Raw genomic sequence first — 25,612 nt, 5'->3', positions numbered from 1 at the left:
AACGATGGGAGAATTACTCTGGTTAATCCCCGCCCTGCCCTTTGCCGGCGCTCTGTTGCTGGTGCTCTTCGGCAACCGCGTTTCGCGTGCGCTGGTTTCAGCTATCGGGGTCGGGAGTGTCGGTATTTCGGCAGCTGTTACGCTGGTGCTGGGTATACAATATCTCAGCTCTCGACCGGCTTTTATCAGGCAGGAAGTATGGCAGTGGTTTGATGTGGCGGGCTTCAGTCCCTCCATCGCTTTCCATCTCGATGCGCTTTCGATGGTCTTCATTTTCGTCATCACCTTCGTAGGCTTTCTGATTCACATCTACTCCACCGAGTACATGGCCGAAGACAAGGATTACGCCCGCTTCTTCGCCTGCATGAACCTCTTCGTAGGCTCCATGCTGATGCTCGTGATGGCCGATAATTTACTCTTGCTATACCTGGGTTGGGAAGGCGTGGGGCTCTGCTCCTACCTGCTTATCGGTTTCTGGTACAAGGAGCCCGCCAACGGCTATGCCGCCCGCAAAGCCTTCATCATCACCCGCGTCGGCGACACGGCCATGGCGATTGGTTTGTTCATGCTCTTCCAGCATTTCGGCACCTTGCACATCCAGAGCATCTCCACGGAAGCGGCTCAGGTATGGAGCATCGGAAACGAAACAGCACTGATTATTGCGCTGCTTTTGCTGGGCGGTGCGGTCGGCAAGTCGGGTCAGTTGCCGCTGCAGACGTGGCTACCCGACGCGATGGCGGGCCCGACACCGGTGAGTGCGCTCATACACGCCGCAACCATGGTGACAGCCGGCGTATACCTGATTGCCCGCATGCACGTGGTGTTCGAACTGGCTCCTGCGGCCATGATGGCGGTGGCCGTGATTGGCGCTGTAACCTTGCTGATAGCCGGCTTTGCGGCGCTCACGCAGTATGATATCAAACGCGTGCTCGCCTACTCCACCATCAGTCAGGTAGGCTACATGTTTCTGGCTTTGGGTGTGGGCGCTTGGTCATCGGGTGTATTTCACTTCATGATACACGGCTTCTTCAAGGCGCTGCTTTTCCTCTGTGCCGGAGCCATCATTCTGGCGCTGCACCACGAACAGGACATGCGCAAAATGGGTGGCCTGAGCAAGAAACTTCCGGTCGTATTCTATACCTTCCTGATTGGCGCTGCCTCGCTCGCTGCCTTCCCGCTGGTGTCAGCAGGCTTCTACAGCAAAGACCAGATTCTGTGGCTGCAGCTGGCCGGTGAGAACGGTAATATCTGGCTATACCTAGCCGGTCTGCTGGGCGCATTTATCACCTCCATCTATACCTTCCGGATGGTCTTCCTCACCTTTTATGGAGAAGAAAAAACCCACGTCGGACACAAACCAACTTTAGCGATAACGGTTCCACTGGTTATTCTGGCCGTGCTGTCCTTTGCCGGTGGTTTCATCGAGCTGCCACACAACTTCGGGCACGTTGTGCTCTTCTCCGACTTCCTGGCGCCAATCCTGCCTGCCGTCACAATGGTACCGGATTTCAATCAGTATGAGTGGATGCTGCAATTGCTCGCCGCAGTGATATCGCTGGGAGGTATTTTCATCGCCTACCTCTTTTACTATAAAAAGCCGGAGCTTATCGACAGCATCCACCGCTCCGAAACGACCATGGCCATCCACCGTTTCTGGCACTCGGGCTGGGGCTTCGACCAGCTCTACGACACGCTCTTTGTGCGGCCTTACGTCTACCTGTCGAAGGTGAATAAGAGCGACTTTATCGATTCCATCTACACCTTCATTGCCAATGCTACCCAGGGGCTGCACCAATTGTTTGCCCGAACCCAAACCGGTGTGATGCGCAACTATGTGGCGGGCGTGGTAGTCGGCGCGATTATGATTCTAACCATAAGTCTACTGCTATGATACTGGTCTGGCTAATTGCAATACTCATGGCCGGCGGCGTGCTGGCTTGGATTTCCGGAAAAGTAAACCGCACGCTCCCGCGCTGGATAGCACTGGCCGCGGTACTGGCCGTTTTCGGGATGATGCTATACCTGTGGCTGAGCAATCCTATACCTGTTCTGGGTTCGGCTTGGCTGATTCAGTTTGACCAGCCTTGGATTCCGCAGTGGGGCATCAGCTTTAGTCTGGCGCTCGACGGTTTGAGTCTGCTCATGCTGCTGCTCACCTTTTTTCTGGGTTTGCTGGCTGTGCTTATTTCGTGGCGGGAGATTCAGAATAAGGTGGCCTTCTTCCACTTCAATTTGCTGTGGGTGCTAGCCGGTATAACGGGCGTGTTCCTCACCATGGACCTCTTCCTGTTCTACTTTTTCTGGGAAGTCATGCTTATCCCGATGTATTTCATCATTGGCATCTGGGGCCACGAAAATCGACGCTACGCCGCCTACAAATTCTTCCTCTTCACACAGGCTTCGGGCTTGCTGATGTTGCTAGCCATTCTCGGGTTATACTTCATCCACGGCAGTCAAACGGGTGTCTATACCTTCAGCTATTTTGAGTTGCTGAACACCACGTTAGCTCCGGAAGCGGCACGGTTGCTCATGTTCGGTTTCTTAGCCGCCTTCTTGGTCAAGTTGCCCGTGGTGCCTTTCCACTCGTGGCTACCTGACGCGCACTCCGAAGCTCCAACCGCAGGTAGCGTGATTCTGGCGGGATTATTACTCAAAACCGGGGCGTATGGTTTACTGCGTTTCGTGTTGCCGCTCTTCCCGACTGCCACCGTTGAGTTTGCGCCTTGGGCCATGTTGCTCGGGGTAATTGGCATTATCTACGGCGCGATACTGGCCTTCTCACAAACGGACCTTAAAAGATTAGTTGCCTATACCAGCGTGAGCCACATGGGCTTTGTGATACTGGGTGTGTTCGCCTTCAACGAGTGGGCGCTACAGGGCGTGGTCATGCAGATGATTACGCACGGTCTAAGCACTGGTGCGCTTTTCATTATAGCGGGCTTCCTCTACGAGCGCCTCCACACCCGAGACCTCCGGCAGATGGGCGGCTTCTGGACCACGGCCCCAAAAATGGGCGTCATTGCACTTGTCTTTGTCATGGCCTCGCTCGGCCTCCCCGGACTTGGCAATTTCATCGCTGAATTCCTGACCCTGGTCGGCTCCTGGCAGGCAAACAACTGGCTGACAGTTTTCGCAACCATTGGCCTGGTGATGGCTACCATTTATTCACTGCGCATCATGCAGAAAATCTTCTTTGAAAGCTATCAACTGGAGGTATCCTTTCCCGACCTGAACGCGCGCGAAATGCTGATTACTATACCTATGGTTGCCATGATTCTCTGGCTCGGACTATACCCGCAACCATTCCTCGAAACTGCCCGGCCGAGCATACAGGAGCAACTGCAGGCTTATACCAAACCTGTTTCTGAGCGGGAAGAACTCCCTCTAAAACCAGAAAATATGGCGCATGTACTAGAGTCCAAAACCGAGGCAAGCCCAGCTAAACCGGAGGACGTTAAGCCATTTCCAAATCTTCAAATTAAGACACCATGACACTGACTGATTTTCAACACCTCATGCCGTTGCTCATCCTCACCTTTGCGGTGCTGGTGTCCATGCTGGTCATTGCCGTGGGGCGCAACCACAAAATCATGTACGTGATTACAGCACTCTCTTTCATGGCAGCTTTCGCCTCGTTGTATGAGCTGCGAAATGTAGGGCGTTATACCATCGAGCCGCTGCTGGTGGTAGACGGTTTTGGCGTATTTTACATCGGCATGATGCTGCTCACGGCGCTGCTCATCAGCATGCTCTCATATGCTTATTTTGAGCAACGGGAAGAGCGTAAAGAAGAGTTTTACATCCTGCTGCTGCTTGCAACCATCGGGGCCTGCGTGCTCGTCATCAGTAAGCATTTCGCTTCTCTTTTCCTGGGCCTGGAAATTCTGAGTGTCGCGCTTTACGCGCTTATCGCTTATCTGCGCAAGCGGGAGCGGTCCGACGAGGCAGGTATAAAATACCTCATTCTAGCTGCCTTTTCTTCGGCTTTTTTGCTTTTCGGAATGGCCTTGGTTTACGCCAGTACGGGAACGATGGAGTTTGCAGGTATAGCGACTGCCATTGCCAATTTTACAGAATTGCCTCATTTGCTCCTGACCGGCTTCGGGTTGATGATTGTAGGTATAGGTTTTAAGCTGAGCGTCGTGCCCTTCCATATGTGGGCACCCGATGTTTATGAAGGAGCCCCAGCCCCCGTCACAGCTTTTATAGCCACGGTTTCCAAGGGCGCTGTGCTGGGCGTGCTGATTCGCTTTTTTATGGAAGTCGACGGTTTCCGCTACCCGACGCTTGTGCTGATATTTACCATTGTAGCCATTGCCTCTATGCTGGCCGGTAACCTGCTGGCCCTGCTGCAGCGCAACGTCAAACGCATACTCGCCTACTCCTCTATTGCCCACCTGGGCTATCTGTTGGTGGCGTTTCTGGCTGGCAACCAAATGGGCGTGCAGGCAGTGACTTTTTACCTGGTGGCTTATTTTATCACAACAGTCGGGGCTTTTGGGGTCGTGGCCATGCTCTCGGATATGGATCGCGATGCAGAGCAGCTGGAAGATTACCGTGCCCTGCTCTGGCGGCGACCATGGACGGCGGCGGTATTCACGGCCATGCTGCTTTCGCTGGCAGGCATACCACTTACAGCGGGCTTTGTTGGTAAATTCTACCTACTGGCAGCGGGTATCAATACACAGCTTTGGCTACTGGTAGTGATGCTGGCGCTGAACAGTGTGATCGGTCTGTTCTACTACATCCGTATTGTGGCCGTCATGTTCCAGCAACCAGAGGGGGAGGCTGAAGCTGACCCGCGTGGCAGGTTACGGCCTTCCATCTATGTGGCCAGCGTGGGTACACTCGCTGTGCTGGCGTTGCTGCTGGTTTATATTGGTATATACCCGTCGGGACTTTTACAGATAATTCAAAGTATGCTGGCAACAGCTACTCCCTAAGTTTTCTCCACTTCATGAGCTTAAGCCCTTCTAACCCGAAGGGCTTTTTGCATTTAGACTATTTAGGCCGAAGTAGTTGCCAATCACTGTCAGAAATTGATATGCAACTATACCATCACCGTCCAGCCAGCTTTCTCCGTGATTTAGTACTCATAACAATGTTTAATTATACTTAATATAATTAAATTTAATATTCACTTATTCACAAAATAATTCGTACATTAAAGACCGCTAATGAGTCATATTTCCCACTTGCCCTACCCGCACAGGCACACGAAGCGATAAAAAGGCAGCAACTACACGCCATGATGGCCAAGAAAAAAAAGGGTTTCAAAATAGTGCCCTATCGTCCTGAGCATGAGCAGGCCCTCTTGGAAATCGAGCGGTTGTCTCCACAGGGTTTTATGGTGAAGCTGGAAACGGTGCGTTCCGGTTTTCTGAGCCGGGCGGCCCTTTTCGAAGACTATACCGCCTTCTCGGCAATTGACCCGGATGGAAAGGTACTGGCAGGAGTTACTGCCGCGCAGGTTCCCATGCTCCTCAATGGTGAAAAGCAAGCGACAGGCTTCGGTTTTGATGTGCTGGTCGATCCGACTGTCCGGAACAGGGGCATCGGGCGTGAGCTGGCGACCTGTGTGCGGAAACGTTTTTTTGAACCTAAGGAATTGACGCGCCAGTTCACCACACTACGGGCGGGCAACCTGACCATGCTCAACCTGCTCTCCAAATCTTACCGCAACACTTTCCTGTACGAATTTCTATACCTGACCTTTCCGACAGCCCGCACCATCCGGGTCGAAAATACTGCTATCGGAGAGCCAACTTTTGGGGTTTCTCTTCTCTCGAAAAGCGACAAACTGAGCGACTACCATGAGGTGATGGACAGCGGGCTTGGCTTGTGGCACACGCATCAGGTATACCAGCTCAAGGTGAAGTCGGTGAACCCGGTGCTAAGCGGTGGCCTCTGGCTCGGAAACCGCTTTGTCCGGACGAACAAGTATGTGCCTCTGGTCGGGTCTATGCTGAAGACGACGACGATCTATAACCTGACACCAGACAATATCCATACCTTGCCTGAGGTGTCGCTGCAATTGTATAAACAGGGTATTAATTACATGCAGATTTGCTGTCAGCCCAGTGATGCAGTATACCATGCCCTTCAGAAAAGTGCGCTCAATGCTTTCAGCCATTACATCGTGAGCACGGAACAACTGAATCGAGACGAACCGTTGACACTCGACGTCCGCTGTCTGTAATATTTCCCACAGATACACTTGCCCTATACCTGTGAAACGCTCCTGCTTTTGCCCTTATTCGTAATGCTCAGCACTCGCCTGACTGTCATGAGTTATTTGTGTTGCATCAAACTCAAAACAAGGCTGAAGTCAGGTATAGATATGATGTACATGCCCGAATGCTTTGTCTCTAATTAAGTCAACGATATTTAAGATTGGAGAAAAGCATAAATATTGCAAAACCTACATATTTGAAAGTCATGGTTTAAATTAAATCTAATGCTCCTACACCTTTGAATCATCATTTCACTGTACTGAGAGGGCGATTATAGGGCCTAACAATTTTCGAATAAGTCAATTTGTCAGTCCAAAAACTCGCGCGGCAACTGGCTTGCTATTGCATTTTTCCTTACCTTGAAACACAATTCACCCTCGGTTTTCAGGTTATAAGGATAGGTACAAGAAAGGAGCACGCTATGAAACAGCAATTTATCAAGTATGGATGGGTATTGGTTGCCCCACTGTTGATTTTACAACTCACCGGCGAGAACAGTCTGAAGCTGAACGCTACACCAAACGCGCGCAACGACCGGGCTTTTGAAACGAACAGGCAGATTTTCACGTCCCCTGCCCTGCCCGACGCCATTACTTTTGCAGGCGAACCCGTGCCACTGCACGTGCCTGATGTAGCCGAGCGACTCGACCGCGAATTGCTGGCCAACTCATACCTGCATACCAGCACCCTGCTTGCCCTAAAACGCATGCAGCGCTATGTTCCTGAAATCAGGCAAATGCTAAAGGACAATGATGTGCCCGAAGACTTTGTATACCTGGCCCTCGCCGAAAGTTTGCTGAGCCATGTGACCTCTTCGGCCGGAGCCTCCGGTTTCTGGCAGTTGATGCCCGACACAGCACGAGGCTATGGCATGGTGGTGAACGGTGAAATTGACGAGCGCTACCATATTCAGAAGTCCACGCTGGCAGCCTGCCGCTACCTCAAAACCGCCAAAGCCAAATTCGGCAACTGGACCAATGCCGCAGCCTCCTACAACCGCGGTATGGCAGGTATAGAGCGCGCCATGAAACAGCAAGGCGTAACGGATTACTACGACCTATACCTGAACGACGAAACGTCTCGTTACATGTTCCGGATTCTAGCGCTAAAAGAAATCCTGGGCAACCCGCAAAAATACGGTTTTGATCTGGCAGAGGAGCATGGTTACAATCCGCTGCCAAGCAAGCCACTCATTGTAAGCAACACCATCACCGACCTGCCCGCTTTTGCCTTGGAGCAAGGCATCAATTACAAGACACTGCGCCTTTACAACCCCTGGATCAGAAGCTACAAACTGACAGTACCGGAAGGCAGGGAGTACATACTGCAGCTGCCGATGTAAGTTTTAGGAAATTACACTTTCAGCAATAAAAGATTTATCTGACAGAAGACAAAGGATTTAAAAATCACGGCAAACAACTATACTTCTATCAGTCTTTTTTCAAAAAAAATTGCTTCGTTTATATTTCATATTTTCGGATAGGTATAGTAATGGTTGCTATACCTGAAGCGAGCAAAAGGGAGCGACGGAAACATCTGTCGCTCCCTTGCTGTATAACGGGGCATGAGCCGAGCATTTGTAAAAGAAGACGACGCAGGCGAAGCGCCAATCATTCCGCCCCGGGCGGCATTGCCTGCAGGAGTGCCCAATTACGTTCGTCCGCAGGGACTGGAAAAACTGCGTGCTGAATTGGAGGAACTGGAAGCCGAACGAAGCCAGGTTGAAGCAAATCGCGAAAACGAAGCCGACCGTACCCGCCAGCTCACCATCCTCAACGGAAAACTCAATGCCCTCAACGGAAGAATCGCAAGCGCCAGAGTCATCGACCCGCAAGAGCAGGTCACCGATGAAGTACGCTTTGGGGCCACAGTCAAGCTGCGTACCGTTAGCGGCGGCAAGTCCGGCACCATCCGAAAATTCACAATTGTGGGGGTGGATGAAGCCGATGTGATGCAGGGTATGATTGGCTTTGTAGCTCCAATAGCACAGGCTGTAACCGGCGCTAAAGTTGGTCAGAAACTGCAGCTCAAATTAGGTCGTGTGGAAGAAGAAGTGGAGGTAATGGAAATCAGGTATAGCTGAGAACCAAAATAATAAAAAATGTCATTTCGAACCCTAGTGAGAAATGACATAATTACAACTAAGCTACTGCTCAAAACTGACATAAAGCTTATTCGAGTTTATCAATCCGAATCTATTAGAGGCCCCAACCTCAAGCTGTTATGGGTCTCCATACCCGCGCGAACCGGTGTTAACTGATAAACGCCCTTTCGGACTTCCAGGCCGGAACGTATTTCTGCTTAAGACATTCTTCCCATATACCTGTAAATGAAACTTCTGGTAAGACTCACCAAGCATGATCTTGTCAGCAAACATTCTTCCCATATACCTGTAAATGAAACCCATAAACAGGGATGCTGATATCCCCAACAGTTTGCTTTCTTCGGACATCGATGTCCGAAAGAGTGTAGCAGCAATTCAGATTTCCCGCATCACTCGAAATGACAAATAAGAATCAATGCTGATGACCCGTCGCTGACTTAGCTGTTTCTGCCGCATCACTTCCTGCAATCTGCTCTCTCCTATACGTCTCCTCCGTCTCTCCGCAAGCCAGCATGGCCTCTCCGAAATATGGGTTGCGGATGTCTTTCAACTCACTCAGCCAGAAAGCACCTTTGTCCCCGAGCGCCATCGGGCAGGACTGGATATAAGCTACTTCATGCTGTATACCAAACACCTTAACTGCTTCGATGATGTGGTCGGATAAAGGCGAGAAGGCGGCCCGTTGTTTTTCCAGATCGCGACTTTTCTGAATGACCTCAGCATTCGATTTCAGGATTGGTAGCAGGACCATCCATTGATCGTGGAGTTCGCCATCGAGTTCTTTCATATCGACTTCGCCCAGTTTCATCATAAAGGTACCCGCCGCCTGACGCGCCGCAGGTATATCCGATGCTACCAGTGCATTTTTTAAGGTATAGTACTGGTCAACTAGCTGGGTCAAATGCTTTTGGAAAGCCTCTGGCGCCTTCGGTCCACCGGCCGGTGGCGGCGACATCATGCTGTGGTTGCCACGCAGTTGGGCTGCGCCGTCAACGGCAAATACGCCATTGCTCACTACTTCCTCTCCTGCCTGTAAACCAGACTCCACCACATACTTCTCACCCATGCGCGGACCGAGCGTTACTTCGCGCATCTCAAAAGCCGGCATCTCCTGCCCTGTCACTTTCACGTACACCACAGAACGCTTGCCCGTCCATAGCACGGCGCTACTCGGCACAGACAGCGACTGTTCTTTAGCGCCTGCCGAAGTCTTAATGCGAGCATCAACAAACATGCCTGGCTTCAGCTGCTTACCCGGATTCAGCACCTCGGCTCGCACTTCGATGGCGCGTGTCGTGGCATCCAAAACAGGCGTGATGAACGCTACCTTGGCCGTAAATTCTTTACCAGGTATACCTGGCACCGTGAAAGTAATGTTGCCGCCTTGCTTTATCCAGGCCAGATCCGCCTCGTAGGCATCCAGCACCACCCACACCGAAGACAGGTTGGCTACTAGGAAAAGCGCGGAGCCTGTGCTCACGTAATCTCCGGTACTCACCAGACGCTCCGTCACCACGCCAGCTGCGTCAGAGTAGATGTCGAAATTAGTGATGATGTCCGAAGTGTTTTCAATGCGTTTGATCTGTGCGTCGGTCAGTTTCCAGAGCTTGAGTTTGGCGCGGGCAGCTTCATACAGTTCCGGCATCAGATCTTTGGCGCGTACGGCCTCCTGCAGTTCGCGCTGGGCAGTGATCAATTCCGGAGAATATAACGAAGCCAGCCGATCACCGCGGCGCACTTCCTGACCCGTGAAGTTCACATAAAGCCGCTCGATGCGACCCGGAAACTTGGCCGTGATGGAAGAAACCTGCTGTTCGTTTAGCGCTATTTTTCCTGAAAGTGTCAGTTCGTTCTGCTGATTCACCATCTCCAGTTTAGTCGTCTGGATGTTCGATAGCGCAATTGCCTCCGGCGTCATCTCCAGCACATAGCGACTCGTCTTGCCGCCACTTCTTCCGTTACTCACCGGTATCAGATCCATGCCGCAAAGCGGGCACTTGCCTGGCCCGTCCTGCCTGATTTGCGGGTGCATGGAACAGGTATACTCCGTAGCTCCGGCTACCTCTCCGGTATGGTCGTGCCCCTGCTCTGAACCCCTGCCGCCAAATAGCAGCCAGCCCAGCAGCAATCCGCCCAGGGCCACGAGTAGGTAGGTTCCGATTCTTTTATTTCTAGCTGTCATGATCTTTATCTTAATGACTGTTGTTCTTATATTTTGCTCGCTTACAGGCTTGTGTGTATAGCCAAGGCTTAATTTCCCTTCCTCCGGGTTCTTTTCAGGATGACAGACAAAAGCTGCTATACCTATCATCCCTAATTATCCCCCTGCATCATGCGGTTGATCCCCGAGACGGCAATGTGCTGGTCTGTGATGGCCTGCAGCTGCTGTTGCCTATAGCTGAGCAGAGACCGGCGCTGGCGGATGATGTCGTCTATACCTGTGCCTGAAACAGAGTAGTTGGTCGTAAGCAGACGAATGGTTTGCTCTGTCAGTGTCACCTGATCTTTGAGCAGGTTGGTCCGGCTTACGGCGCTTTGGTACTGGTAGAGCAGATTCTCAAGCTCTGTGAACAACTCCCGCTCTGTTGCTTCTTTTTGATAGATTGCCGCTTGCTGCGAAAACTCTGCTTCCTTTTTAGCCGCATTGTATTTTTTACGATAAATTGGCAGGGTCACGCTCACCATCGGCATGATCATATTTTCACCACCCATTCGCATACCATCATCCGTCCGAGGTTTAAAAATCATGTAGTTTAGTCCTACCCCGAACATCGGCCGACCCATCAGCTGCGCCATGCGCAACTGCGATTCGCGCGCCTTTTCGTCCCAGTCATACATTTTGAGCATCGGGTGGTTGCTGCGGATAGAGTCTTCGATTAATGACAAGGTAGCCGGCAGCGACACGGGCAGTAGCGTATCGATTGATAGCACCGTCATGCTCGGTCGGCGCCGCAGCAACTGGTTGAACTTTACCTGTAGCGGGCGACGGGCTTCGTGGTGAATGTACACCTGGTTTTCAAGTTCTTTCAGCTGCAGGCGAATGAACATGACATCCACCATAGAAGACCCGCCGGAGCTACCCATACTCGACATGCTGCCTCCTGATGCCATACTACTGCCAGTTCCGCTTGCGGCACCGCTCCCGGAGCTACTCATACCTGCCATTCCGGAGCCACCACTTGCAGCAGCGCCGGAAGTGCTACCTGAACTACCCGATGTGCTGCGAGCAGGCGCAGCAGCACCTGAAGTTCCGCCTGCCGGTGCTGAGGTATATTTGGCCAGCGCCAGCCGTTCGAGCGCCTTCATGATCTCTACTTCCTTCTCCATCAGAACCGCTTCCTGATCGTTGAGGTATAGTTGGTACCAAACGGTGCGCACGTCGTGGTAAAGGTTGATTTTAGCCTCTATAAAAGAAGCAAATTTCATTTGCGCCATGTTATTGGCCTCGTCTCTGGCTGCCTTATTGGAGCCAAACCAAGGGAACATCTGCATCACCGAAATATCACCTACCTGACTTCCCATGTAGCGATCCATTGGCTGCAAGAAGAAATTAAAGCTCGCTTCCGGATCAGGCAATGCGCCTACCTGCGGGGCACGTTGCAGTGCCGCCTGGTACTCGGCGTAGCGCGCCTTCAGTGTCGGGCTGTTTTCGCCTGCCTCCACCAGGTATTCTTCCAGCGTTTGCGCCTGCACCAGAGGTATCGCCCACAGCAACAGGATGATTATAGCCAGTATCTTTTTCATACAGTTTCTTTTTTGATTTTGAGTTCTTCGCGCCAGCTGTACAGTACCGGCACAATCAGCAATGTGATCAGGGCGACGAACATTCCGCCGAACGAAGGTATAGCCATCGGAATCATGATGTCAGAGCCGCGACCTGAGGAGGTGAGCACCGGCAGCAGTGCCAGTAAGGTGGTGGCAGTGGTCATCAGGCAGGGACGCACGCGGCGCCTACCTGCCTCCAGCACGGCTTTGCGCACTTCGGCCCGCGTTTGCGGTGTGTTGTGCTCGAAGCTTTGTTTCAGGTAAGTGCCCATCACGACGCCATCGTCGGTTGCTATACCGAACAGGGCAATAAAGCCAACCCAGACGGCAACACTCAGGTTAAAGGTGCGCATCTGGAAAAGCTCCCGCATGTTGGTCTCGCCGAAAGAGAAATTCATAAACCAGCCCTGGCTGTAGAGCCACAGCATCATAAAGCCCCCGGCAAAAGCCATCGCAATGGAGGTGAAAATGAAGAGGGATGTGCTCACCGACCGGAACTGGAAATACAGGATAAGGAAGATGATCAGTAAACTGAGCGGTACGATAAAGGCAAGTCGTTCCTCGGCACGCACCTGGTTTTCGTAGTTTCCCGAGAACTTATAGCTCACCCCTGCTGGCACCACCAGTTCGCCGGAAGCGATCTTTTGTTGTAAGTAGCGCTGCGCATCTTCTACCACCGTTACTTCGGCAAAGCCCTCGCGCTTATCGAGCAGCACGTAGCCGGTCAGGAAGGAGTCTTCCCCGCGAATCATCATCGGTCCCGGACGGAACTCCACTTTGGCAATGCTTATCAGCGGAATCTGTCCGCCCTGCGGTGTGGCAATCATGATGCGGTTCACAGCTTCCGGGTCGGAGCGGTACTCCCGGGCATAACGCGCTCTGATAGAATAGCGCTCACGCCCCTCGACTGTGGTTGTCAGCGCCATTCCGCCCATTGCTACTTCGATGTATTCCTGCACATCGGTCACATTGAGACCGTAGCGGCCCATGGCGCGGCGGTCCAGGTCTATTTCCATATAAGGTTTGCCCAGCGAACGGTCAGCAAATACAGCCTCCGGCTTTACGGAAGGCACCTCTTTGAGCAGGCGCTCCATTTGCATGCTGAAGTCCTCGATGGTCTGCAGATCAGGTCCGTATACCTTCACACCCATGGGCGCGCGCATACCGGTCTGCAGCATTACCAGGCGCGTTTCGATTGGTTGCAGCTTGGGAGCAGATGTTACACCCGGCAGTTCGGCCGCGGCCACAATTTCGTTCCAGATATCGTCCGGCGTGCGGATGTGGTCGCGCCACTGACGGAAATACTTACCCCGTTTATCCTCGATCAGTTTTCCATTTTCGTCACGCAAAAAATTGCCTTCGTCATCCACCTTAAAGCGCACTTTATACCCGTTGGCATCCGTAATATATTCTGATTTGTATTGAATGACATTCTCGTACATTGACATAGGCGCAGGGTCCAGCGCCGTTTCAGCACGACCTGCTTTGCCCACCACCATCTCCACTTCAGGTATAGCCGTGATCAGCATGTCGAGTTGCTGCAGGTAGCGCTTGTTTGCCTCCACGCCTGTGTGCGGCATAGAAGTCGGCATCAGTAGAAAAGCGCCCTCGTCGAGCGAAGGCATGAACTCTTTGCCCATACCCGGAAAGGTATGCACCATACTACTCCAAGGCAATGAAGTGCGCACGTTTACACCCACTTTATCGAAGCCTGTCGCCACCCAACCGAATACGCCGTTGAAACCGATCCAGATGTTCAGCCCTAGCAGCATAATGAAGGCCGGAATCAGCAAGAAAGTCCCTTTATTGGCCAGACACCAGCCCAGCACACGCGGGTATACCCGGATGAAGAACGAGAATAGACCCAGCACCAGGCCGATGACCAGCAGGATGAACAGGAAGTTGACAAAATAACTAACCGACACGCCCAGCGGCACCCACTCCGTAGCCAGCAGCCACGACACAGCCAGCACGGCAATGGCAACCGTCACCAAACTGTGGTATCGACTGAAACGCTCCGGCTGGTAGATGTTAAGCAGGTTATTGGCCGCAATCAGGATTAAAGTTATACCTGCCAGCGGTAAGATAAACAAGCCGGCTATACCTATACCTACCAGGGCCCAGTTCAGGATTTTGCTCCAGGCCACGTTACGTGACTTCAGACCGAAAACCACATGCGCAAATGCAGGCATGAACACGATCGTGAAAACAAGCGAGGCCACCAGCGCGAAGGTCTTGGTATAGGCAAGCGGACCAAACAACTTGCCCTCCGCCGCCTCCAGCGTAAACACAGGCAGAAACGAAACCACGGTGGTGGAAACGGCCGTCAGAATGGCGGTAGCTACTTCGGTGGTGGCTTTGTAAACCGTTTTGCCAAGCGACTGACCCGGCGGTGCCTCCTCCATGTGTCGCAGGATGTTCTCATTGAGAATAATGCCCAGATCGACCATGGTCCCGATGGCAATGGCTATACCTGACAGGGCCACGATGTTGGCATCCACATCAAAGTATTTCATCAGGATGAAGGTCATCAGCACCGCCAACGGTAAAAGTGCCGAAATCATAAGCGAGGCCCGCAGGTTGTAGACCATCACAATGATCACAATAATGGTGATCAGGATTTGCAGGATAATGGCCGAATTGAGTGTGCCGAGTGTTTCGTTGATAAGCTGTGTGCGGTCATAGAAAGGCACCACGGTTACTTTAGAGGTTCGCCCGTCAGCCAGTTTTTTGGAAGGCAGACCCGCAGCGATATTGTCGAGTTTGACTTTTACGTTGTTGATCACGGCCAGAGGATTGTCACCATACCGGGCAATCACAACACCACCCACTGCCTCAGCACCGCCTTTGTCAAGCACGCCCAGCATAGAGCGGTCAGCAGGACCAATATTCACCCGACCAATGTCCCGGATGCGGATCGGCACGTTGTTAGCTACTCGTACCGTCGCGTCTTCGATGTCACTGATTTCCTTTACATAGCCCAATCCGCGCACCAAATATTCGATTTGATTTATCTCAAGGGTGCTGGCACCTACTTCCTGGTTACTGTTTTTGAGCGCATTCATCACCTCCATCATGGAGACGTTATTGGCCTTCATCGCCACAGGGTCGAGGTCAACCTGGTATTCCTTGATGTAGCCACCTACCGAGGCCACTTCGGCTACACCCTGCGCTCCGGACAAGGCATACTTCACATAAAAGTCCTGAATGCTGCGCAGTTCGTGCAGGTCCCAGCCGCCTGCCGGATTGCCCTCCTCGTCTCGGCCCTCCAGGGTATACCAGTATACCTGCCCGAGTGCCGTGGCGTCAGGTCCTAGTTTGGGGGTAACATCAGCAGGCAGGAGTCCTGAGGGAAGAGAACTCAATTTCTCCAGGATGCGGGAGCGGCTCCAGTAGTACTCTACTTCATCATCAAAAATGACATAGATGCTCGAGAAGCCGAACATGGACGTGGAGCGGATGGTCTTCACACCGGGCATACCTAGCAGGGAAGTCGTCAAAGGATATGTGATCTGGTCCTCCACGTCCTGCGGCGAGCGGCCCATCCACTCAGTGAAAATAATTTGCTGGTTTTCGCCGATGTCAGGTATGGCGTCGACCGGCACCGGGTCGCGGGGCAGGAAGTTCACGTTCCAGTTGAAGGGCGCCACGATAATGCCCCAGCCCACAATAAGCAGCAGCAGCAGGACGGTCACCAGCTTCTGTTCCAGAAAGAATTTTATAATGCTGTTTAACATGCTCAGTTCGATTGAATGCAAGAAGAAATGGCGCTTCCCATTAGGAAAGCCTATAGCTATACCTGACCAGAAAGGCCGGGCATCATCGAAAAAGCAGGTTTATAGCAGGAAGGATTGCACAAGGACGGGGATGTCCTGCGCCAGGTATGGCGGTGCGTAGTCCGGCACATGGGTGAATACCGGTTCATAAAGGTCGAAAAGGGATGACCATACCGCCGTGAAAGCAGCAATAAAAGTCATATCCGGAACGGGCAGGTTAAAAGTCGGACTTAGCGTTTGCTCGTCTTCTACTTCCAGCACAATGGTCTGATCCTGGCAGCAATCGTCGTCCATGGCCGGCTTATGGCAGTCGGGCAGACTATCGCGCTGTTTCTCCATGTCGCATTCGGCACTATGCGAAAAGAAAGCCGTCGACATAACTTCACCTGCACACAAATGCTGCGTAATCGTCATCCCCAGCGAGGAGAAAACAACCAGCAAAGCCAGTGTCAGGGTTAGTATGGTGCGAATCAGCTTCAAATTTTAGGTGCGTCCGTTCAAACGAAGATACAGTTTCTTTTGCAAAGGTATACAGGAAAAGGCGCCGGTGCTTATAGATTTTGCACGAAAACTTACAAAAAACGACAGAATGTCTCCGATTTACGCTAAAAAGCGCCAAAGTCCTGACATGATTCAATTCCCGCACAACTTAATATTTACACAACGACGTATAGCACTATAGTAAGATAACCTCGACAACAAGAAGATGACAAATACAGAACAGGAAGAACAGGGACGTGTGCGCGAAAATACACCGGAGAGTATAAACGAGCGGATCGACAGCAGTATCCGGCAGAGCATTGCCCGTTACAAAGGTCGGAGTTACGGCGAAATTTCGGAGCGCATACGGGAACTCGACCAAGAATGGAGCATTGAAAGGACTTTAGAAGTAAACGCTTCGACACTTGCCCTGACAGGCACCTTGCTGGGTGCCTTTATAAACAAGCGCTGGTTCATTTTGCCGGGAATTGTGAGTACGTTTTTGCTGCAGTATGGCCTGCAGGGGTGGTGTCCTCCCCTAACAGTTATGCGGTCGCTCGGTATCCGTAGTCGCCGTGAGATTGACGAGGAACGCTACGCCCTCAAGGCGCTGCGTGGTGATTTCGATAAGATCTCACCTAAAAATTCACCATCCGAAATTCTGGACTCAGTCCGGAATACATAGGAAATAATCTGAAAAAATGACAATCATCATCTTCTGACAGGTTAAAAACATGGATATTTGTTTTTTCCCATGTTATGTGTCAAAAATCTTTTTCTATACCTATCGTTATCTGGCTCATCAGCGGCATTGTGCTAGTGGTGGCCATGGTCATCATCGGGGGAATTACCCGCCTTACCGGTTCCGGCCTTTCCATTACGGAGTGGAACCTGATCTCAGGTACCCTGCCTCCGCTTTCCGAGTCTGAGTGGTTGGTGATGTTTGAGAAATACAAGCAGTTTCCGGAATACCAGAAGCTCAACTTTGGCATGACGCTCCCGGGCTTTAAGCAGATCTTTATGTGGGAGTACCTGCATCGCCTGCTCGGCCGCATCATTGGCATCGTTTTCATGGTACCTTTCCTTTATTTTTTGTTCCGCAAAATGCTGGCACCCTGGCTGGTAAAGCGACTTGTCTTCATCCTGCTGCTAGGTATGTTGCAGGGCCTGATGGGTTGGGTGATGGTAATGAGCGGACTTAGCGAGAACCCACACGTGAGCCATTACCGGCTGGCGGCGCATCTTATACTGGCATTATCGTTAGTTGGGGTCATCCTCTGGACGGTAGCCGATCTGGTTGCTCCAGTTGAGCAAAAATCTACAGCCAAGCGGCCTGCTTATACCTTGTCGTGGCTGGTGCTGGGGGCTGTAATGGTACAGATTGTGCTGGGCGCTTTTGTGGCGGGCCTCAAGTCTGGTTTCTCCTATAACACATGGCCGCTGATGCAGGGCGAGTTTTTTCCGAGTTATCTCAGCAGCTTCACGTTTCTTGCCTATTTTGACAATGGTGTGGCCGTACAGTTCATGCACCGTTGGTTTGCTTTCGTAGCGCTTGCCGGCATCCTGCTACTAGGGTACAAAGTGAAGCAACAGGTATGGAGGGGCCGCACAAAACAGCTTGTCAACTTATTGCTGCTGACAGGTATAACGCAAGTCCTACTGGGTATTCTGACACTCGTGCTGGTCGTGCCGATCAGCCTGGGCGTGCTGCATCAATTGGTGGCAGTTGTCCTGTTTTCCCTTGCCGTGCTGACAGTGCATCAGTTACGTCAGCGAGCACCGGTGAAGGCCGATTTTACAACCACTTCCTCTTTTCAATACGTTTAGTCTATCAATACCCATGCCAGCTCCCCTTTTTCCCGAAAATGACTATTCACAAGCGTCTTACGCTCATAATGAAAGTACAAGGGTTTTTGACCTGCTGTCTTTTGACTTAGACTACAGTGTCCTGGAAAAAGAATTCAAGGACCTGACCACGTTGGCCGCCCATGTGGCTGGCACTGAAATCTCCCTGCTCAACCTGATCGATCTTTATACCCAGTGGACGGTTGCCGGCCATGGATTCCCGAAGGGACAGATACCCCGCGAAAACTCAATTTGCCAGTATACCATTCTGGAAGATGATCATTTTGAAGTAAAGAATCTGCTGGAGGACGAGCGTTTCAAAAACCTGGCGGGCATAAATGACGGACCGATGCTGCGCTATTACTTTGGCATACCCTTGCGTAGTCCGGACGGTAACAACATTGGTGCGCTTTGTGTGATGGACCGCAGCGAAGTCACACTTTCTTCCGACAGAATAAACCTGCTCAAAACCCTGGCTGGTGAAATTGAGAAGCGTCTGGTTCTGCTAAAGGAGGTGCGCACGTTACGTACCCAATTGGCCGAGGCCAGGGCTGTCAACAAAAGGGTAGCGCATGATGTGCGCGGTCCGATTGGCGGAATAATAGGATTGGCCCAAAGGCTAATCCGGAAAGAAGGCAAGAGCAGCCCTGTGGAAGTGCTTAAAATCAGCCAGATGATGCACAAAAGTGGTTCATCGCTGCTGGCTTTGGCTGATGAGATCATGCGACCGGGTCAACTATCTCACGCACAGCCCGAGATGGAGGATGGCATTACGCTGTTTAATTTTAAACAAACGCTGGAGCAGCTGTTTCTGCCTCAGGCATCCGGGAAAGCAATTAGCTTCGGGGTGCACATCAACGAAAAACTCGGTAACATTACCTTCACCAAAACCAAGCTGATGCAGATCGTGGTTAATCTGGTATCGAATGCGCTTAAGTTCACGCCACCTTTGGGTGAAGTTTCTGTCAGTCTGGATCTTACCTTATCGCAAAATCATCGGATAGTGAACATTTTGGTGCAGGATACAGGTATAGGGTTGAGCCAGGAGCAGGTGGATGCCATTGTCAGAGGACAGGCGCCAAGCACTTCCGGCACGCAGGGAGAAATCGGCTATGGCATGGGCTTACAATTGGTGCGCCATCTGCTCGAGAGCCTGCACGGTACGATGCAGCTACAAAGCACGCCAGGCCAGGGAACATCGTTTGAACTGTCCATCCCGATTGGTAGGGTAGCGCATTTGGAATAACGCCTACCAGAACAACACGCCACGTCCGCTCGTGCGCTCTGGTGCAAGCTGCCGCAAGGTATAGGCTAATCCGATTTCGTTTGTAGACCGGCTGATTGAGCGAGCTTCTTTGATAGGGCTCTCGTAGGCGTAGGTGATGCGGAACTGGCGGTAATGCAGACCGGCTGCCACATGAAAAGCCTGGTCGTTGCGGTAGCCACCTCCAGCCCACAGCAGCTCGTCGTATACCAGCTTTACCTGCCCTTCTACGGTTCCCTTCAGTTGTTCGTCGTACTGGTAGAGGCCATTTACGATCAGCCCGAATGGTTCCGCCAAAGCGGTCCGGAAACCGGCCTGTGCGATGTGCTTGCGGGTATAAACGTCTTTCATGAAATTATCACCGCTTTTCAAAAAGTGCCCTTTGGTGATGTCCTGCATCGCGTAGCCCAGATAATAATTTGCCGACGCTAAAGCAAAGCCCAGGTTCAAATCAAACTTACTCATGCTGTTCTGATCACCCAATACATGCTGGTAGCGCGGATCGCCTGTGTTGTCCACTACCAGCCTGTTGCCGTCGAGCCGGAAGTTATTGAAAGTAAGTGATGTACCAAACCGAAGGCTGAGCGACTGCGAAAGCCGCACACCGGTACCGTAGTTCAGCCCCAGTTGGGTTTCTCTTGTCGGGCCGAAGCGCTCCTGCAGCGCAATTAGGCCAAAGGCATGCTGGGCGCCCATGTAACCGCTACGTGAGTCGCGGTACTGGTAATGGCGGGTGCGGTCATCTGATTTGTTCATATCCGCCATATCCAGCTCCCCCGAGAAGAAAAGCGTCTTGGGAGCATCTTCGAATCCCGTCCACTGGTTGCGGTAATAGGTCCGGAGCATAGAGCCCTCATTGCCCGTGAGCGCAGGGTTATAGGAATGCTGATATGCTGCAAAATTGCTGATATACTTGCGGTTCTGCGCCTGCAGGCCCGATATGGTCAAGATAAATAGAGCTGATAAAAATAATCTGTTCATGTACGCTTACTTAAGTACTGTTAATACACCCTTCTGCACCAGGTTAATCTCCTTCACCTCAATGATGTAGAAATAAGATCCATCCTTCACCTGCCCATCCTGACTACGGCCGTCCCAGCCCTGCTCCGGGTTAGTAGTATGAAACAACCTTCGGCCTGCCCGGTCAAAAACCTGAATGCTGACCTCGTCATAAAATTTGAGTTCCGGCACCGTCCAGGTATCATTCACTCCGTCACCGTCCGGCGAGAAGGCGTTCACCAGTTTGATTGGATTGGCCGGCTGGTATACCTCCTTGTTCAAGGTAAAAATCTGCTCAAAACTATTCTGGTAAGGATCTGTGGTGCGCACCCGGATCTGGAAATTACGTGTGCCAGACAGACCCTCATTGGATTTTAGGTATAGCTTGTCTTCACGGAGTTCAAAGAATGAATTGTGTTCTGCGCCCTGTCCGTTCACCAAGGTATAGGTATGGGTCTCATCATCCGGATCGGTGGTACTGAAAGTCAGCAGCACTTCATCTGGGCTTGCGTTTGGCTTAAAAGAGTTCTGGCTGATAGCGATAGAAGTAGGTGGTTGGTTCGGCTCCACTGTCACGGTGATGCTGGCCATTAGGTTGTCCTGGTTGGTAGAATTTGGCTTCAGTACCAATTCTCCGCTCAAGGTATAGGTGCCGGCTTCCAATCCCTTGTAGGTGCCCTTTTGCCACTTCACTTCCAGGTCATCTTCCTCGCCATTGGTATAGCGCACCCTTACCTGAGCAGGCAGTGGCAGATCCTCGAAGCTGGTCCGGAACGGTGCGCTGATCGCCTCCAGACTACTCACGGTTACAATGTTCTTGGTCATCTTCACGACCTGTGTTGTGGCATCAGCACCACGGTTACCAGTGGCATCCACCTGGTAAAAAGTGAGTGTTAGCATGCCGTCGTTCAGACTGCTCAAATCAAGTTGATCAATGCTGAAAGAAGTAGCAGTTGCGTTAGCAGTGCCGGACACTTCGGAGCCGCCTTTGTCGCTGCTGATGGTATAGAAATAAGTAGCGCCCTGCTCTGCCCCTTTCACACTGAACGAGACCTGCTTTTGATTGTTGTGATCTACTTTTTCAGTTCCAAATGCGACTGCGTAACCGTATGGCGCGGTGCCGTCAAATGCTATACCTAAGGTATTGGATGCGGTATTGGGGTTGCCCGCTGCGTCCTTTGCTATACCTGCTGCCAAACGCACGGTCACTTGGCCATCAGTTGCTGGTTTGATCACGGCGCTATAAGTTCGGTCGTCAGTCTTCTTAAACTCGCTGGCTGCGCCATTGGCTACCATGATATCCCCTATCGCAAAACCTTCTACCGCTTCGCTAAATCGGAAGTTTACTGTAAAAGACTCGTTGGTTAGTTCAGGGGCATCTGTGCTGAGTACCACAGTAGGTGCTGTAGCGTCGAACTGACGTTTGAGCACATTTGAGGAGGTATTCCCATTTCCGGCCTGGTCTTCTATTTTGTCAGCGGCCAGCTGCAGGCTTACTTCCCCGTCTTTGTCAGGTGTTAGCAGCAAGGTATAAGTGGTGTTGTTGGTTTTCTGCAGATTGCTCAGTTTCCCGTTAGTCGCGCTGAATGATGTCAGGGCGAGTCCGGTAATCGGCTCGCTGAAAGTTACTGTGACAGGTATAGCCGCATTAGTCAGTTCAGTTGCCGTGGTGGCCAGTGTGACGGTGGGAGGAGCCACGTCATAAAGTCGCTTCAACTCAGCAGAAGCTTCGTTGCCATTGCCAGCTTCATCAGTAGCTTTGTTAGCTGCCAGACTTACTACTACTTCGCCATCGGAAGCAGGGCTGATAGTTGCCGTGTAAACCGATGCACTTTCTGCTTTAAAATTTCCTGCTGTACCATTTTGTACACTGATATCAGCAGCTGCAAATCCGGATACGGCCTCGTCGAAGGTGAACCTGACTGAGAAAGGAGCTTTTACGATCTGAGATGCATCAGAGTTCAGCACAACTTTCGGGCGTTTCAGGTCATAAGCGATCTCCAGTTTATTGGAAGCCATGTTTCCATTTCCGGCCAAATCAGTCGCTTTACTGGCTGCCAGGCTGATGGCTACGGTGCCCTGCCCGTTGGCAGGAGGAGTGATGGTAACGGTATAAGTAGACTTATTTACTTCATTCAGATCACTCAGGGTCGCACCGCTTACGGAAATATCCGCAGCAGCCAGTCCGTATACCGCTTCGGTAAATTTGAGCTGTACCTGGAAAGGTTCTTTTACCGGTGCTTTCGCCTCGGTACTGATGGCTGCATCCGGACGGGTCAGGTCGATGGTGACGGTAAAAGTGTTGCTCACCTTGCTCACATTTTCGGCTATGTCTGTTGCGATAGCGGAGAAACTGTAAACGCTCGCTGGCAGAGCAGTGTCTTCATAATTGAAAGTCCAGTCGCCGCTGTCGTTGGGTGTTACTTTGCCCAGCACACCCTTTTCAGCCTCGCTCACGGTTACCTCTACCCCATTCTGGGCTTTGCCCGACAGACGGATGGTGTTATCGGAAGTTACACGATCATTGTTAACCGGACCCCGGTCCTCGGTAACAGCTGTGAAAACAGGTGGTGTAGGAGGCTCGGTGATGATGGTCCAGGTATGGGTGGCTGGTGTGGCGTCTTTCCGGCCGGCAGCATCCACGGCCCGCACCGAAAAGGTATAGCGTCCGTCCTTCAGGTTGCTCAAGGTATAGGGACTGCTTACTACTTCATCATCCGCTCCGTTCAAACTCACCTCGAAGTATACCGGGCTTTTATTGCTCGAAAAGGCAAATTCAGGCGATTTCTCTTTTGATATCTCAGTCGGTTTTCGGGTTATGGTTGTTTCGGGCGCGCTCGAGCTTACGGTGGAAGGTTTGAGCAAGGGCTGCAGCGCCTTAAACCACTGATTGGCCATTTTCTGATAACCTGAGGGAGAAGGGTGCAGGGCATCGTCCATGTCGCCGCCGCTGCCAGCTAATCTATAGACGAGGCCGGCCGCTTTTTCCATGTCTACCACCAGCAGCCGGTCGCTTTTGGTCCGGATGCGGTTCTCGGCCATGGCAGCCAGCTTCATGTTAAAACGGGAGGTAAATTCAATGGCAGCCGGGTCATTCTCCTGAGGAACGCGGTTAATGATCAGGCCCAGCACGACGGTTACCTCTTTGTTGGCTCTGGCTTCGTAGGCATCTACCTCGTCGAGTATAGTGGCCATTTCAGCAATAGCCTGATCGTCGTCGGTTACGCCCCACTGCCCGCCGTTAGTGCCCAGGTGCAGCAACACCACATCCGGGTTAAAGCGGTCCAGGTATAGGCCAGAAGCTCCTGAGGATATCAGTTCGTTAGCCTGGTTGCGATAACTGCCGGTGCGCAGCAAACTCACAATGTCGCCGGTGCGAGATCCTGAAAAACCTGCGTGCTGGTCGTTTGCCAGTGTGGCACTACCCGAGCGCTCACTGCCCACGTAAGTGAACTTGGCGTTAGTACCCATCAGTAAGTCATAAAGCTGCTTGCGGTAAGCGATGCGCTGCGCATCCGGGCGGGTGTCGCTGAATTTGGTGCCGTGCGTGTTGGAGTCGCCGAGCGGCATGATGTTAAAGGTTTTGTTCTGAGCGTGGGTTGTAGCACTCACCGTACTGCTCCAGGGTGAGTCACCGGATCCTGTCACGGCCTTCACGCGGTAGAAATACCGTTCGCCATAGCCCAGTCCGGTGTCGCGGTAGGTATAGAGCGTTTTGCCACTTACGACAGCCACGGTGGCGTGCGCCTGAAAGCCTTTGTCTGCAAGCAGAGACCGTTCCACTACATACTGAGTGGTACCTGTTACGGAGTTCCATTGTATGGTGATAGCGCCAACCAGCGAAGGCTGCGCTTTAACTGCGGCGGGTGCGGTGGCAAAAACGGCAAAATCACTAGAGGCGGCTATACTCCTGATTCCTGAAAATGCAGCTACTAGAAAGAGTACTATAAAAACGGTTAGTCTGGTTTGTTCTCTATAGACGAAAGAGTAATTCTTATCCATATATACTAAAAGAGTCGAATGAAAGTACCTTGCTGAGCTAATGTTATGAAGGTTCAGAGGGCTAAACGAAAAATGACCGGATGGGTTGAGTAATTGGACCAGAATATATAGTAATACTACCTTTTGGCTGAGTTAGCGAACCTCTAAACTTTGTGTAAACACAACTTATGCCAAGGTAATTTTTGGACAAGTTGGTATCTGTTAATACGTTGTTGGCTCAAAAAAACATATCTTGGTGCTACATGAAACACAGGAAAGTACATCTGGTGCTCGGAAGCGGCGGTGCACGCGGATTAGCCCATATCGGCGTCATCGAAGTGCTGGAAGAACAAGGTTTTGAGATTGCCAGCGTGGTGGGTTGCTCCATGGGAGCTGTTGTGGGCGGATTGTACGCAGCAGGTTTCAACCAGGTGTATAAAGAGTGGATGCTCACCCTGACCAGAAGCATGGTCTTTAACCTGCTCGACTTTACCTTCACCCGGCAAGGCTTTATAAAAGGCGAAAAAGTATTCAATTATTTACGGGAGGTAACAGGACCGCAGGAAATCGAAAACCTGAAGGTGCCTTTTACAGCTGTGGCCACCGATATGCTCCGAAACGAAGAAGTCAATTATACCTCCGGTGATCTTTACAAAGCACTGCGCGCCTCAATTGCTATACCTGGCGTGTTTACGCCCGTGCTCGAAAATGGCCAGTTTCTGGTGGATGGCGGCGTTCTCAATCCGCTCCCTCTTAACCTGGTGCACAAAAAAGAAAACGAACTGGTAGTGGCAGTTAACCTGAATGGCCCGGCTACGGAGGAAAAGCCGATACAAAAAGTAAATAAAAACCCGGAGGCGGTGTCGGCCCTCTGGAAATGGCTGCACCTGACGGGCCAGGATACCGAGAACTCTTCCGACGATATATCGCCGCTCTCGGATTACTCCCTGAGAGAACTTTTATTGCTGGCCTACCAAATGACACAGGACCGCCTGACCTACCTGATGCTGCAGGTACACCCGCCCGATGTGCTGGTAGAAATACCAGTGAATTCCTGCTCCATTTTCGAATTCTACAAAGCTAAAAGTCAGATCGAACTGGGCCGCGAGACCTGCCAGAAGGCTTTGGCTGCAACTTTGCTAAAAGAGGCTTAACCGGTGGTAAA

16 protein-coding genes are annotated in these 25,612 nt (G+C 51.7%); 10 read left to right on the top strand and 6 right to left on the bottom strand.

Annotation, left to right across the window (positions count from 1 at the left end; translation table 11 throughout):
- Positions 1-4 precede the first annotated feature (4 nt).
- The 6 genes from nuoL to K3G39_RS01455 all read left to right on the top strand — a co-directional run bounded on the left by nuoL (position 5) and on the right by K3G39_RS01455 (position 8,316).
- Positions 5-1,891, top strand: a complete 1,887-nt coding sequence (gene nuoL, locus K3G39_RS01480; RefSeq protein WP_220624386.1) for an NADH-quinone oxidoreductase subunit L — start codon at positions 5-7, stop codon at positions 1,889-1,891.
- Positions 1,888-3,492, top strand: a complete 1,605-nt coding sequence (gene nuoM, locus K3G39_RS01475) for an NADH-quinone oxidoreductase subunit M (protein ID WP_255593725.1) — start codon at positions 1,888-1,890, stop codon at positions 3,490-3,492. Before nuoL ends, nuoM begins: the two co-directional genes overlap by 4 nt.
- Positions 3,489-4,943, top strand: a complete 1,455-nt coding sequence (locus tag K3G39_RS01470) for an NADH-quinone oxidoreductase subunit N (RefSeq protein WP_220624385.1) — start codon at positions 3,489-3,491, stop codon at positions 4,941-4,943. Before nuoM ends, K3G39_RS01470 begins: the two co-directional genes overlap by 4 nt.
- Positions 4,944-5,248: 305 nt before the next feature.
- Complete coding sequence (locus tag K3G39_RS01465) at positions 5,249-6,199, top strand: GNAT family N-acetyltransferase (RefSeq protein ID WP_220624384.1); 951 nt, start codon at positions 5,249-5,251, stop codon at positions 6,197-6,199.
- Positions 6,200-6,654: 455 nt separating this feature from the next.
- Positions 6,655-7,575, top strand: coding sequence for a lytic transglycosylase domain-containing protein (locus K3G39_RS01460; protein ID WP_220624383.1), 921 nt, complete (start codon positions 6,655-6,657; stop codon positions 7,573-7,575).
- Between the two features lie 222 nt (positions 7,576-7,797).
- On the top strand, positions 7,798-8,316 hold the full coding sequence (locus K3G39_RS01455; protein WP_220624382.1) for a GreA/GreB family elongation factor: 519 nt from the start codon (positions 7,798-7,800) through the stop codon (positions 8,314-8,316).
- Positions 8,317-8,749: 433 nt separating this feature from the next.
- Here K3G39_RS01455 and K3G39_RS01450 read toward each other — a convergent pair whose 3' ends face one another.
- The 4 genes from K3G39_RS01450 to K3G39_RS01435 form a co-directional block, all read right to left on the bottom strand.
- Positions 8,750-10,519, bottom strand: coding sequence for an efflux RND transporter periplasmic adaptor subunit (locus tag K3G39_RS01450; protein ID WP_220624381.1), 1,770 nt, complete (start codon positions 10,517-10,519; stop codon positions 8,750-8,752).
- 131 nt (positions 10,520-10,650) lie between these two features.
- Positions 10,651-12,081, bottom strand: coding sequence for a TolC family protein (locus K3G39_RS01445; RefSeq protein ID WP_220624380.1), 1,431 nt, complete (start codon positions 12,079-12,081; stop codon positions 10,651-10,653).
- Positions 12,078-15,839 (bottom strand): efflux RND transporter permease subunit, encoded by a 3,762-nt coding sequence (locus K3G39_RS01440; protein ID WP_220624379.1) that lies wholly within the window; start codon positions 15,837-15,839, stop codon positions 12,078-12,080. The genes K3G39_RS01445 and K3G39_RS01440 overlap by 4 nt, the downstream gene beginning before the upstream one ends.
- Positions 15,840-15,938: 99 nt before the next feature.
- Positions 15,939-16,358, bottom strand: coding sequence for a hypothetical protein (locus K3G39_RS01435; protein ID WP_220624378.1), 420 nt, complete (start codon positions 16,356-16,358; stop codon positions 15,939-15,941).
- 226 nt (positions 16,359-16,584) lie between these two features.
- Here K3G39_RS01435 and K3G39_RS01430 point away from each other — a divergent pair, with 226 nt between their 5' ends.
- The 3 genes from K3G39_RS01430 to K3G39_RS01420 all read left to right on the top strand — a co-directional run bounded on the left by K3G39_RS01430 (position 16,585) and on the right by K3G39_RS01420 (position 19,449).
- A complete protein-coding gene (locus K3G39_RS01430; RefSeq protein ID WP_220624377.1) occupies positions 16,585-17,043 on the top strand; it encodes a DUF2892 domain-containing protein in 459 nt (152 codons plus the stop codon).
- A 74-nt stretch (positions 17,044-17,117) separates the two neighbouring features.
- Complete coding sequence (locus tag K3G39_RS01425; protein ID WP_220624376.1) at positions 17,118-18,185, top strand: COX15/CtaA family protein; 1,068 nt, start codon at positions 17,118-17,120, stop codon at positions 18,183-18,185.
- Between the two features lie 13 nt (positions 18,186-18,198).
- Entirely contained in the window at positions 18,199-19,449 is a 1,251-nt protein-coding gene (locus K3G39_RS01420; RefSeq protein WP_220624375.1) for a GAF domain-containing sensor histidine kinase, read from the top strand.
- Positions 19,450-19,452: 3 nt separating this feature from the next.
- Here K3G39_RS01420 and K3G39_RS01415 read toward each other — a convergent pair whose 3' ends face one another.
- Together K3G39_RS01415 and K3G39_RS01410 are read right to left on the bottom strand one after the other, a co-directional pair.
- A complete protein-coding gene (locus tag K3G39_RS01415; protein WP_220624374.1) occupies positions 19,453-20,448 on the bottom strand; it encodes a type IX secretion system membrane protein PorP/SprF in 996 nt (331 codons plus the stop codon).
- 6 nt (positions 20,449-20,454) lie between these two features.
- Entirely contained in the window at positions 20,455-24,468 is a 4,014-nt protein-coding gene (locus K3G39_RS01410) for an Ig-like domain-containing protein (RefSeq protein ID WP_220624373.1), read from the bottom strand.
- A gap of 242 nt (positions 24,469-24,710) precedes the next feature.
- On the opposite strand from K3G39_RS01410, the gene K3G39_RS01405 reads away from it, so the two are divergent.
- Positions 24,711-25,601 carry a patatin-like phospholipase family protein gene (locus K3G39_RS01405; RefSeq protein ID WP_220624372.1) on the top strand — a complete coding sequence of 297 codons (891 nt, stop codon included), beginning with the start codon at positions 24,711-24,713 and terminating at the stop codon, positions 25,599-25,601.
- The last annotated feature ends 11 nt before the right edge of the window (positions 25,602-25,612 follow it).

The sequence above is a fragment of the Pontibacter sp. HSC-14F20 genome, assembly GCF_019599265.1.
Lineage (GTDB): Bacteria > Bacteroidota > Bacteroidia > Cytophagales > Hymenobacteraceae > Pontibacter.
Note: the sequence above shows the minus strand (reverse complement) of the source record. Positions and strands in the feature narration are given on the sequence as shown.

Coding starts and splice junctions, on each gene's coding strand:
- K3G39_RS01415 (WP_220624374.1), bottom strand. CDS start 20,448: ATGAACAGATTATTTTTATCAGCTCTATTTATCTTGACCATATCGGGC.
- K3G39_RS01440 (WP_220624379.1), bottom strand. CDS start 15,839: ATGTTAAACAGCATTATAAAATTCTTTCTGGAACAGAAGCTGGTGACC.
- K3G39_RS01465 (WP_220624384.1), top strand. CDS start 5,249: ATGATGGCCAAGAAAAAAAAGGGTTTCAAAATAGTGCCCTATCGTCCT.
- K3G39_RS01430 (WP_220624377.1), top strand. CDS start 16,585: ATGACAAATACAGAACAGGAAGAACAGGGACGTGTGCGCGAAAATACA.
- K3G39_RS01410 (WP_220624373.1), bottom strand. CDS start 24,468: ATGGATAAGAATTACTCTTTCGTCTATAGAGAACAAACCAGACTAACC.
- K3G39_RS01460 (WP_220624383.1), top strand. CDS start 6,655: ATGAAACAGCAATTTATCAAGTATGGATGGGTATTGGTTGCCCCACTG.
- K3G39_RS01420 (WP_220624375.1), top strand. CDS start 18,199: ATGCCAGCTCCCCTTTTTCCCGAAAATGACTATTCACAAGCGTCTTAC.
- K3G39_RS01450 (WP_220624381.1), bottom strand. CDS start 10,519: ATGACAGCTAGAAATAAAAGAATCGGAACCTACCTACTCGTGGCCCTG.
- K3G39_RS01455 (WP_220624382.1), top strand. CDS start 7,798: ATGAGCCGAGCATTTGTAAAAGAAGACGACGCAGGCGAAGCGCCAATC.
- K3G39_RS01470 (WP_220624385.1), top strand. CDS start 3,489: ATGACACTGACTGATTTTCAACACCTCATGCCGTTGCTCATCCTCACC.
- K3G39_RS01425 (WP_220624376.1), top strand. CDS start 17,118: ATGTGTCAAAAATCTTTTTCTATACCTATCGTTATCTGGCTCATCAGC.
- nuoL (WP_220624386.1), top strand. CDS start 5: ATGGGAGAATTACTCTGGTTAATCCCCGCCCTGCCCTTTGCCGGCGCT.
- nuoM (WP_255593725.1), top strand. CDS start 1,888: ATGATACTGGTCTGGCTAATTGCAATACTCATGGCCGGCGGCGTGCTG.
- K3G39_RS01405 (WP_220624372.1), top strand. CDS start 24,711: ATGAAACACAGGAAAGTACATCTGGTGCTCGGAAGCGGCGGTGCACGC.
- K3G39_RS01445 (WP_220624380.1), bottom strand. CDS start 12,081: ATGAAAAAGATACTGGCTATAATCATCCTGTTGCTGTGGGCGATACCT.